At 65.3% G+C, this 11,662-nt stretch carries 8 protein-coding genes; 2 read left to right on the top strand and 6 right to left on the bottom strand.

Features of this window, described 5'->3' with window-relative positions; genetic code table 11:
* The first annotated feature begins 37 nt into the window (after window positions 1–37).
* Window positions 38–547 carry a sigma-70 family RNA polymerase sigma factor gene (locus AC0V2S_RS13035; RefSeq protein ID WP_475510109.1) on the top strand — a complete coding sequence of 170 codons (510 nt, stop codon included), beginning with the start codon at window positions 38–40 and terminating at the stop codon, window positions 545–547.
* On the top strand, window positions 547–1,509 hold the full coding sequence (locus AC0V2S_RS13040) for a FecR domain-containing protein (RefSeq protein ID WP_475510110.1): 963 nt from the start codon (window positions 547–549) through the stop codon (window positions 1,507–1,509). Before AC0V2S_RS13035 ends, AC0V2S_RS13040 begins: the two co-directional genes overlap by 1 nt.
* A gap of 45 nt (window positions 1,510–1,554) precedes the next feature.
* On the opposite strand, the gene AC0V2S_RS13045 is transcribed toward AC0V2S_RS13040, so the two are convergent.
* From AC0V2S_RS13045 to AC0V2S_RS13070, 6 genes are all read right to left on the bottom strand, one after another.
* On the bottom strand, window positions 1,555–2,196 hold the full coding sequence (locus tag AC0V2S_RS13045; RefSeq protein ID WP_475510111.1) for a hypothetical protein: 642 nt from the start codon (window positions 2,194–2,196) through the stop codon (window positions 1,555–1,557).
* A 15-nt stretch (window positions 2,197–2,211) separates the two neighbouring features.
* Window positions 2,212–5,382, bottom strand: coding sequence for an eCIS core domain-containing protein (locus AC0V2S_RS13050; RefSeq protein ID WP_475510112.1), 3,171 nt, complete (start codon window positions 5,380–5,382; stop codon window positions 2,212–2,214).
* Between the two features lie 11 nt (window positions 5,383–5,393).
* Complete coding sequence (locus AC0V2S_RS13055) at window positions 5,394–6,197, bottom strand: hypothetical protein (RefSeq protein ID WP_475510113.1); 804 nt, start codon at window positions 6,195–6,197, stop codon at window positions 5,394–5,396.
* Between the two features lie 504 nt (window positions 6,198–6,701).
* A complete protein-coding gene (locus tag AC0V2S_RS13060) occupies window positions 6,702–7,526 on the bottom strand; it encodes a hypothetical protein (RefSeq protein ID WP_475510114.1) in 825 nt (274 codons plus the stop codon).
* A gap of 53 nt (window positions 7,527–7,579) precedes the next feature.
* Complete coding sequence (locus AC0V2S_RS13065) at window positions 7,580–8,284, bottom strand: hypothetical protein (protein WP_475510115.1); 705 nt, start codon at window positions 8,282–8,284, stop codon at window positions 7,580–7,582.
* Entirely contained in the window at window positions 8,281–11,658 is a 3,378-nt protein-coding gene (locus AC0V2S_RS13070; RefSeq protein WP_475510116.1) for a hypothetical protein, read from the bottom strand. Before AC0V2S_RS13070 ends, AC0V2S_RS13065 begins: the two co-directional genes overlap by 4 nt.
* Window positions 11,659–11,662 lie beyond the last annotated feature (4 nt).

The following is an 11,662-nucleotide window of genomic DNA, read 5'->3' on the forward strand; positions in this document are numbered from 1 at the left end:
GATGCGAGCCAATCTCATCTGTAGCGATTCCGGCGGCATGTCTACCGACACCTTCTTCCCTCAGCACAGCGTGGAAAGCCTCTACGGCGAACACCACGGCTGGCTGCAGAAATGGCTGCGCAGCCGCATCGGCAACTCCGCCGATGCCGCCGACCTCGCGCAAGACACCTTCGTGCGCCTGCTCACCGCCCGCACCGCACCGAGCATCCGTGAACCGCGGCACTACCTGACCACCATCGCCCGTGGCCTGCTGATCGACCTGTTCCGTCGCCGCGCCGTGGAAAACGCCTACCTCGATGCCCTGGCCGCGCGGCCCGAAGCGTACGAAGAAAGCCTGGAAACCCGTCACCTGATTCTGGAAGCGCTGCTAGCCATCGACACCATGCTCGACGGCCTGGGCGCGCGTACCCGGCAAATCTTCCTGCTCGCCCAGCTCGAAGAACTCAGCTACGTAGAAATCGGCCAGCGCCTAGGCGTATCGGTGACCACGGTAAAAAACCACCTGAGCAAAGCGCTGCTGCAATGCCTGCTGCTGGTGGAAGACTGATGGCCACTTCAGCGCCTCACGCTATGCCGCCTTCCTGCCTGGAAATGGCCGTGCACTGGTACGTGCAACTGCACGACGGCGCCGTCAAGGAAAGCCAACGTCAGGCTTGGCAAAGTTGGCTAGCCGCCTCTCCGGACCACGCCCGTGCATGGGCCCGGGTGGAAAAACTGCAACGCCAATTGCGCGGCGTACCGCTGGACCTGGCCATGCCGGTACTTACCCAGGCCGGCGTGGAAAGACGCTTGGCCATGAAATCGCTGCTGGTTTTTGCCGGGCTGGGTCTGGCGGGCGTCGGCTACGAATATTCGCCGCTGGGCGCCGACTACTACACGGGCACCGGGCAACTGCGCCACGTGCTGCTGCCCGATGGCGGCCGCCTGGACCTCAACACCGACACCCAGGTGGATGTGCACTACAGCAGCACCGAGCGGCTGATCACCCTGCGCCACGGCGAAATCCGCCTGCTCACCGCGCCGGACCGCCTGGTGCCGACGCCGCGTCCGTTGTCGGTAGTCACCCCGCACGGTCGGGTGCGCGCGCTGGGCACCGACTTCAATGTGCGCCTGGGCGAAAAAGCCACCGCCGTTACCGTGCTGGACCACGCCGTCGAAGTGCGCAGCCGCCTGACGCCGAACATTGCCCAGCGTCTGAATGCCGGCGAGCAGCTGCAGTTTGATGCGCGTCAGGTCGGTGCGGTGCAGGCGGCTGATTCCAATATCAGCGCCTGGTCGCGCGGCATGCTGGTGGCCATCGACTGGCGCCTGGGTGACTTTGTCACCGAACTGTCGCGCTACCGGCCTGGCCATTTGAGTTGTGCGCCGCAAGTGGCCGATCTGCGGGTTTCCGGTGCGTTTACCCTGAACGACACCGATGCCGTGTTGGCCAATCTGGTGGCCTCGCTACCGGTGCAATTGCGCAGTTTTTCCCGCTACTGGGTGCGGATCGACGCGGCGACTGCCTAAACGCGGGCAAAAAAAAGCCCGTCGTGTGACGAGCCTTCCAAGCGTTCAGCGCCGAGCCAGCCGTTGCAAAGCCCGCCACTCACAGCACAGCACCGCCCCCGGATACGCCATGGCGTGGCGCAGGCCCCTTTCGGGATCGGCCTGCCAGCGTTGCATGGCCTGTTCGAGCAGCCGTCCATGGGCGTCGATGGCCAGTAACGCTGCCGGTCTATCGCCGTGGTGCAGGGCCAACCAGGCCTGATCGGCCGGTGCACTGGCTGCCAATACGCTTTCTTCGATCAGGTACTCGATATCGTCCGCGCTCCAGCGCGGCTTCTCGCGGTCCGGTAGCGCCAGGGCGATTTCGCCGCGTGCACGCAAGGGCCAACCCGGCTCAATCCACGCCGGGGCCGCCGCCCAGCACCGGTCAAGCTGTTCCAGCCACGTGTGCTCAGCCAGGGTTATTGCCAGGTGCTGGCAGTTCACCAGACTGTCGAAGCGCTCGGTCAGGGCCTGCGAGTCGCCCACCCGCAGGTCTGCCCAAACCTGGTCAGGTGCCTGGGTCAAGGTTTGTAACGCGGCGGGGTCCGGGGTTATCGGCATCCCTTCGGCCAGGGTATCCAAGGCCGCCAGCAGCCAGAGCCGCTCCAGTGGCGCGCAGGCCAGCGGCGCGGCGCGCCGTTGTGCGGCCAGGTTGGCCAGGTTCATCGTCGAGCCTCTTGGCTAAAACAGGTTGTAGATACGGTCACCGATTTCCTCCCCGACAAAAAAGCCAGCCACGCCGCCCACCAATGCCCCAATGCCGCCGGTTACCAATAAACCGGGACCGGACTCTATACCCAGCGCACCGCCCAGCAGCGCGCCGGCCTTGGTGCCCACCCACACGCCACCCAGGCTGAATGCCCAGCCGCCGGCTTCACGGCTGGCCACGCGCGGGCGGTCGGCCGGCGCGGCGGTGGCGATATTGGCGATGGACAACCCCACGCCCACCACCACCAACACCCGGCCGCCCCAGCGCAGGTAGCGCACGTTGCGCAGCAAGGCGCGCTCGGCGGCCACGGCCTCGCTCAAGGTCGCGCCCTCCACCGGGGTTACCGCCTCGGCCGGAATGCTACCCACGCCGTGGCCCTCCTGAAAGGTCAGGGTGTATTCGCGGGCGGCGCGCAGGGCATCCAGGCGTCCCTGCAAGCGGCGGATATGGTTGGCGCCGCGTCCGGCCGCCTGGGCCTGCTCCAGCTCGGCGACCAACTGGCGCTCCATGGCATTGAGGTCGAGCTGAATCTCCGGGTGTTCCAGAAACTCGGCGCCCAAACGGCGGGCCGCCGGAACGTCGACGCGCACCATCTCGCCGGTGCCACGGTCGCGCAGGATGGTCTCAAAGGCTTCCAGCGAACGTGCCGTCGATACCCGGTCGGTGCCCACCTGAGGCACGTTGCCGTTGGGCCGCGTATGGCGAAAGGTCATTTCTGCCCGTGACGCAGCGGGTTCGAACGTGCGTCCGGGGTTCGGTTCGCGTGGCACCAGGTCGGCGCCGCCGCTGATGCCGGCGGCTGTCGGGTCGGAGGGGGTGAGTACGCGGTAGTACCAGAGCGGCTCGGGGATATACAGGCCGCCTGCGGCGCCGCCGGTCAGCGCGGTCTGCATCGGCGTGCTGCTGACATCCAACCCCGTGGCGGCGGTAAATTCAGCCTCGCTGAGGTTCATGATCGCCACGCCATTGGCAGGTCCGATCAATTGCCGGCGCTGCAATTCGCCTTCCACCGCCGTCAGGTAGCGCCGGTCGCCACCGCCGGCGGCTACATCCATCGCCAGCCCGAGGGCGAGCACCAGGTCTTCCACCGACAGCCGTTGCAGGGCATCAAGCAGATCCAGGCCTTCGGGGGCCGTGCCGGTGCTTTTGCTGAAGTCCAGTGCGCGGGCGCGCGCCGCGAGGGCGAGGGCGCGATCACTGCCCGGTGCGGCACTTGGGGCGGAGCCGGAACCGGAGGGGGCCCGAGTGGGCGGCGGCGCTTCTGGCGTGCCGATGGCGAGCGGGTCGTCGAAGGTGCCCGAGGCGGTTTCCGCGGGCGGAATCTCGTAATTGAGCAGGTGGTCCTGGCTTTCAAACAGGTCGTCGTGTGGAGTCGGGCAGGGGTAGCGGGCAGCGTCGATGGCGATCAGGTTCGAGTCGCCAAACAGGTTCTCCACCGGCAGGCCATCGAAGGGGTTGGCGCTCGGGTTGTCGCGGAAACGGTTGGCCATATAGGCGAAAAACCCGCCCGTTTCGCCGGGCATGCCAGCCAACGGGTCGTGGCTATCGGCAAACGCATAATCCATCCACATCCGGTCGCTGGTTTCCTGGCGTTCCCAGGCGCTGCGCAGCCGGGCAAGCATGCAGGCATTCTCGGCGCGGTAAGCGGTGATCAGCGGGTGGGCGCGAATCGCGATGTCGCGCAGGCTCAAACGGTCCAGCTCGGCGTCATCGCCCAAGGCACTGGGTGCCGCCAAACCCCAGTGCTCGCCAACGGAGGGAATGCTCGCAGGCTCGCGGCTTTTCTCCGCCTCGGCCGCCGGCGTAATGCCTTGGTGCGCGGCGATCAACGCGCCCAGCCGCTCGCGGGCCTCATGGCCCACGACAAAGAACTCGGCGGGAATGGCGCCTTGCAGGCCAAATACGCGGGCGATATAAGCGCGTTTTTCCTCATCCGGGGCGGGCATCAACTCGGCAGGCAGGAAGTCCTGCTGCACCAGAAAGTCGAAGGCATCCTCGGGCGTGCGCAGCAAGTCCGAACCAATCGGAATGGTTTCATAACCCTGGAAATCCCGCGGCGCCCACACCCACGCCTGGCCGCCGAAGAAGGACCGCAAGCCCTCCAGCGCGTCATCCGATTGGCCGAGTTCGCAGCCCCGCACCACCACGCGGGTGCTGGCATCCATCAGCGTGCTCACCACCGTATGGCGCCGGTCGCGAAAGCGCGCATGGGCGCCTTCCTGAAACTCCTCTTGCAGGTCGTCCAGGTCCCACGGGGTGAAAAACCGGTGACGGGCCACGTCACTGCGCGCCAGGGGAATGCGCATGCCGCCATGCATATTGGCGTGCGTCACCACCACCAACTCACGCAGGTGCACCTGGTGCCCGCGCGGCACTCGACGGGTGTCGGTGTACAGGCGGTCGAACATGTCCTCGAAACTGCTCGCCTGAATTACCCGGTGAGTGGGGTAGTAGCGGCGGATAAAGGCGCGCGCTGACTGGCCATAGATATCGCTGGGAAAGATAAACGCGTAATCCAGCTCATCGACATCCGGACGCGGCGGGGGCGTGGGTTCGCTGACCTCGGTGGCGGCGTCCAGATCGGTATCGACATCCCGCTGAATCAACGCCGCTGCGCCGCCATCGAGCACATGGGCCAGTTCATGGGCCAGCAATTGTTGGCCGCTGGGCGTGCCCGGCGCATACCGCTCGCGGCCGAACACAATGTGCCGGCCAAAGCTGAACGCCTTGGCTGCCAGTGAACGTGCGGCGTCGCCAGCTGCGGCGTCGGTGTGCACGCGCACGGCACTCAGGTCGCTGGCAAAGCGGTTTTCCATCGCGGCTTGGGTGGTCGGCGCCAGACGCTGCGCCGCGCCCACCGGCAAGCCGGGCAATTGCTCCGGGCCGCTGCGCACGGCCGCAGCCGCCATCGGCAATCCGCCCAGGGCCCGTTGGGCGCTGCGTTCTGCGCGCTGTTCGCTGGCATCGCCCGGTTGCGAGGTGGGCAATTGGCAACGCGGGCATCCGCCGCCGCAGGCGCACGCGCCGGCGACTCTCACCGGGCCTGGCGTTGCCGCCTGCGCGCTCGGCGCCGCCGCGCTGGCGGACGGCTGCCGCGCGGGGGCGTTCTGGCGTTGGTGCTGGGCTGAGGGTGCGGCAGGCATGGCGGGGTCACTCAGGCATTGGCGTAGATGATGAGCTTCTGCGCATCCGTCAGGTTTTCACCGGTCGACGTATTGGTCGGGTGCATCAGGTTGTCGGTGGCTGCGGCGTGGCCGATTTCATCCAGCAAGATATGCCCGAGCTCATGGGCCAGGGTGCGGCTGGCGCCGCTGTTGGTGACCGAGATCATCCCGGTGAGCGGGGCGCTGTTGCCCTTCTTGGCGCAGCCCGGCGAGTAGCTGTCGCCACGCGCGCCGCTGGCAATGCTTTTCACATAGAAGGCGCGCATGCGGCTGCTGAATTTGTGGGTGGTGGCCGCGCCGTTCCAGGCGGCCAGTTCTTCGGCGGTGGCGTGGCCGCAGGTGCCGGTCAGCAGGTCGGTGTCGCCGCCCAGCCAGCTATCGGAGTCGGCGGTGCTGGCAGTGGCGTTGTTCACCAGGCTGAACTGCACATTGGCCGGCCGGAACACGGTGTTGGCAAAGGTGACGTCGGAAGCCGGGTCGCGGGACGCCGCGCGCAGTTTTACCGCGTCGATGGTCAGGGTTTTGGTGGGCATCGCGGCTGCTGCCACGGCGTTGCCGACACCCACCAGCGCATCGGCAATGCCGCTGCCAATGTCACTCAGCCAGGAGCCGACACCGGGCTCACCATCCGCCGCCTTGCGACCGCTGCTCTGACAGCGCGGGCAGCCGCCGCCACAGGCGCAGCCCGACGGTTTGGGGCTGACCGCTGCCTGCTGGGCGCCCGGCATATCGGCTGACTTACGCGTCTGGCGGCGCTGTTCATCGCTGATCTGACCTCGGCTAAGGCTTCTCATGGGGGGCTCGCTATTGCTTGGGCGTTGGTTGTAAGCGTCTTGCCCGCCACGGCGTTGCGCGTCGGGATGGACATCTTGTCTTCTGGCATATGGAGGTTTTCTTCATTACCGCGCGGTCTTAACGTTGCGAGGTTTTTGTAGGGTGTGCTGCGCGCACCAATGCGATTGTTGGTGATCGGTTTTCTTATTCGTTACCGCGTTGGCTGAACGTTTTGTTTCGCGCCTTACGCGCGAGTTTCTTTTTCCAGTCGCCGAAAAAGAAACCAAAAAGGCTTGCCCCCACCTGGGGTTTTCACTGCGTGAAAACTCCCCTCGCTACGTCGCCGCTCCAGGGGCCGGGCTGAGGGCCATCCATGGCCCCAGCCCTCTCCGCGGCTCCCGGCCGCTACGACCCCTTACGCAACGACTTCGCTCGGCCTGGCGCTAAAGGGGCGGGTAGGTCAAAGGCGGAAGATCAACAGCCTGATCAACCGCCAGCGTCCCGTTCCTCAGGCGCAACGCGTGCTATTTCTTCGGTGTTGTTTTTTTCACGATGGTTCGTTTGACCACGGCGTCTTTCGCTGGAAGCGCGATGTCGGTTTTCGGTGTCTTGCCCACCACGGCTTTACGCGTCGGGATGGCGACCTTGTCGACCTTCACCTCGCTCTTCACCTCCGTCGCCGCGGTTTTGCCGCTGGGTTTGGCGCCGTCCAGCACGCGTTTGGCACGCTCCAAGAGGGCCTGGGCTTTCTCTTCGCTGCCGAGCACTTTGGCCAACCGGTCGCGGTCGGTTTCCAGTACGCCTTCAACGTCGATCACTTTCAGGCGGGCCAGCTGTTTCAGCGTGGCTTCGTCCAGTTCGAGCTTGCTCAGTGGCGTGCGTACTTTGGGTTCGGGCTCGGTGGGTGCCGGTGGCTCAACGGGCGGCACGTTGGGTGGCGTCGGTTCGGTCGGCGTGCTCGGCTCGGTGGGTGGTGGTGGTGGTGGTGGTGGTGGTGGTGGTGGCGAAGGTGGAGGCGGCGACGTGTCGCGGGTGCCGAAGATCACCGTGCCATCTTTGACCACCGATTTGGGCACCACCTTCAGGGCCACCGTCAGGGTGATATGCAGCTCGGCGCCGGCGCGAAATTGCAGCGGGTTGGCGTCTTTCAGCAGCACTTTGCCGTTCTCGTCGCTCACCTTGGCAAACAGCGGGCTCTGCTTTTCCAACGCGGCGGTCTGTTCGCTGCTGAAGCTGGCGCTAAAGCTGCCGTTGCTCGCACTGACCCCAACGTTTTCCACCACGCGCCCATTGCTGGCGATCAGATCGATGGTGTAACCGCCCACGCCTTGTTGCCGATCGTTCAGCAACCGGCCGCTGAAGTAGGCGCCGTCGTTGCTGGTTTTGCGTGCCTCGCGGATGGTCAGGGTTCCTGGCTGGTGGCGAGCAACTGGTTGCTCTGCGCACTGGCATAGGCCTGATTTTTCATGCTCTGCACCACGGGGTAGTCGGTGCCGTGTTTCATCTCCAGGCGGTAGGCCTCCATCTGGTAGAGCTGGGTGGTTTGCACCTGGGTGGCGTGGATTTGCCCCACGGCTTCGGCGGCCGAATGCTGGGTGAGTTCGCCCAGCTGATCACCGCTAAAGGCATCGCTAGACAGGTTGCCGCCCAGCTGCGCGGCGTTGGCTTGCAGCACCTTCACCAGAAACTGGCCGATGGCGGCGGGCGAGGAAAACAGCTTCTCGCAAACCTCGCGGTCGAGCACCTGATTGAGCTGGTTGATGGTCGGCAGCGGGCTGGTTTCCACCTCGGGCAGGGTGACGATGCAATGGTCGGCCTGGTTCAGCGCGGTCATGTTCATGCGCATGCCGATGCTGAGCAGTGACAGGGTGCGATTCACGTCTTCGCGCAGTCGTGAGGCGGTGGCACGCACGCTGTCGCCGAGTACCAGGGCATTGGCGAAAAACGGGTCGCTGCGGTACACCGACGAGGTGTTCGCCGAGTAGCCCAGGTCGTCCAGCGAACCGAGCACCTGCGAGGTCAGCGAGCGGTTGTTCTGGCCCAGGCGAATGTAGTTATCGTTGAACAGGGTTTCGCCGCCGGGCAGGGCCTGTTCGGCGGCGGTCACGTAACGTTTTTGCCGTCGCCATAGAAGCTGGTGCCGGCCCCCGAGGTTAGCGGCGGGGTGTCCAGGTACTTGCCCAGCACACGGGCCAGCAGGCGATGAATACCGCCGAGGTTGACCAGCAATACACCGCCGACAAACGTGTCGATAAACCCGTGCAGCCCGGTCAGCTCGCTATTGAAGTGGTTGTTGCCCACCGACACCGGGCCAAAGGCAAAGGCGGTGAGGGCCCGGCCTACTGGCTGCTCGATACGGTTGTCGTGCACCCGCAGCGCAGCATTGCGCCCGCTGGAGCTGGACAACTGGCTGGTCAGCGCTGCCGCAAAGCGCAGGTACAGGCCGCCGCGCAGGCCGGCGTTGCGTTTGTCTTCGTAGTCCAGGGTGTCGGCGCCGTTGGCGCTCAGGCGGTTGTCGCTGATTTCGATATTGTCGCCATAGCCGACAAACACTCCGCACACCGGGTCGGCGGCGCGCGGGCCGTTGTCGTGAATATGGTTGCCGCTGATGCGCGCGGCCTCCACCAGCGCCAGGGAAATACCGCCACGGCCGATAAATTGCGCCTCTTTGAGCAACTGTTCGGTGAACGGGTTTTGCAGGTTGTGGTGCAGGCGGTTGTTGAGAATCAGCAGGTCGCGCACCTGGTCGGTGGCGCGTAATAACGGGGTGAGCGAGAGGTTGAGCAACAGCGCATCGATATACGCCATAACCGCGGCTTTGGGGTCGTTGGCCGGTATCTCCCGCGTCTCGCCCAGCAGCGAGGCGCCTCGCCGGGCGGCAAAGCCGATGGCCGATAAACCCATCAGCGAGATGTCGTTCGCCTCGATGATGATTTCATGCAGAAAGCCCCGGCTGGCCTTGCGCGGGTTGGCGGTCACGGTGATGGCATTCACCAGCGTGCCCTGGTCGCGCGCTTCGCTTACTTGCACCACCTGATACTGCGGCGCCACCTCGATGCTGTAGGTGCCCGGCGCGGTTTTGATGCTGGCCATGCCTTGCGCATCGGTGCGGTCCGTGGCCACCTGCGCGGCTTGCAAATACAGGTCGAGGTCCGGCACGGCTTTGCCTTTTTCGTCCTGCACCAAGGCGAGGAATTGGCCGTTGTCGTCGACCGTCACGCTGGCCAGTTTTTCTTTTTTGCTGCCAGTGACCACCACGGTGTCGCTGCCACTACCTTCAGCGGCCACGGCGACAGCGACCGGAGACTTATCAGGATCGGCCTCGCGCACGGTCTGGCCATCCAGCTCACCACCCAGGGTGATGCCGTTGCCGGCGCCGCCGACAATCTGGTTTTCCAGCATCCGCACCCGCTCGCTGCCGGCGCGTACATGAATGCCGCCCAAGGCGCGGTAGGGTTGCTGTGGAATCAACTGCGCCAGCAAAAAGCCCCACACGGTATAGGCGTAGGTCATGACCCACAGCGGATACAGGTACAGCACGTCGGGTTTGGCGCAGGGGTCGGCCGGGTCGCGGGTGGGGTCGTCGTCGGGCTGGTCCGGCTGGTCGCCTTTGGGTTCGCTAAAGGGCAGCAGCACCAGGGTGTTGCGCTCCAGCAGCACATCGTCGGCGGCCAGCGAAATGGTCGCCAGGCCATCGACGGTATCGAGCAGGTGCAGGCGGTTGCTGGTGAGGGTGACGGCGGCGGCATGGTCGACGCGAATGGTGTTTACCCGGGCGATCATGCGGCAGTCATGCACGTTGATATCACGGCAACTGCCTTCGCGTTCGCCACGAATCAGCACGGCGATGCTGTCGTAGGTCACCAGGTCCAGCTCGCACACTTCAATGCCCACGCAGTTGCTGAACACCAGCACCGGCTCGTCGCGTTTTTCGGTGTGCGGCAACACGAGCGTGCGCCACCGGCAGCCATGAATCTTCACATTGTGGCGCCCCTCCAATTCCAGGTTGGCGCGGTGCAGGCCGGGCAGCAAACACAGTTCGCCGCCCGACGCCGGCAAGTGCTCGGCCGCTTCTTCCAGGGAGTTGAAGTCGCCAAAGCTGGTGATGCCATTGCCCACCAGCCAGGTGCAGCAGACCTTCTGGTTCACCAGCGGCCGAAAGCGTTTGCGGCAGTCTTCGAGGGTGCCGCTGATTTCGGTGTTGCGCCGGCCGGTCCAGTTGATTTCCGCCAGTGGCGCGCGGTGGTAGACGATACCGCTGGGGGGCGCGTGGTCGACCAGCACCTGCGGGTTATTGATCTCGCCGGCCCGCACGCTAAAGGTCCAGTAATCGCCGGGCCGGTAGTTGGTGGCGGTGGCGGCATCGAAGGCCAGATGAATGCCGTCCTGCAATTCCACCGGATTCGCCACGTTGGTAAAGGCGGCGATATCCGCCAGGCCATTCCACAGGCGGATAAACACCGAGTCGCCGCTGCTGGGCAGAGTGCCGAAGGTAGCCGGTGCGGCCAGTTCCAGGTCGTGGTCGGTATTCAGGGTGGCGCGGCTGCCGTACACCACTTCCCAGCTGCCGCTGGCCTCGCTGTATTGCAGCGCTTCCAGGTAAAACTCGGTGAGCCCGGAATTGACGATGGCCGCGCGCCCGGCATCCAGGTACACGCGGTCGGGGTCGGTGCTCGCATCGAACCGGCCACGGCCCACCAGGCCGCCGTTCCATTGGCTCCACTTGAAACGCGGCGTACTGCCCTCGGCGATTTCGACGCGGTACAGGCAATGTTCAAAACCGCTGTAACCGCCGCCGCCGACCACCGGGCAATCACCGGCAATGGCCACTTGCGGGGTGAGGCTTACGCTCAGGTGGCCTTTGCTCGCCGGGTCGTCGCGCAATTTGCCGAGGATGCTGGTGCAGTCTTCGCCGGCGCCCAAACGCAACAGCCGCAGACGAAAATTGACGAAGGCACGCTCGGCGGTATCCGGGCCGCCGAGGGCCGGTTCCAGCAAGCGCTGGGGATACTGAAAGCCATGCAGCGCCTCTTGCGACACCTCAAGAATCACCGCGTCGCGCACGTCATCGCCGATATCACTCGGCGTGGTCGCGCCCAGGTACGTTGCTTGGCGGGTGACCAAATCCAGTGGCGCATCGGCATCGCCCGCCAGGCGCGTGAGAATGCCATCCACCCAGGCGCGGCCCGGGCGCAATTGCACCTGCACGGCGCCGTCTAGCGCGGCGGCCGCTTCCACGCGAAACCCTTCCGCCTCACTGGCCGGCACCGCGCATACGCCGGCGCCGATAATGTCGCGCCCGGCCTGGCCGGCCCAGGCCAGCTCCAGCAGTTGGCTTTCGGTGAGGTCGGCATCGGTGGTTACCCGGCCCTGTTGGTGCAACACGCCCGCGAGGTTGCGCAGCAGGCCCTGGTCAGGCGTGCTGACCCCGCGCTCGTGCTCATGGGGCTCGAAATTGAGCTTGGAAAAGTCGCCTTGCATGGTT

Source organism: Pseudomonas sp. CC11G, from assembly GCF_056174845.1.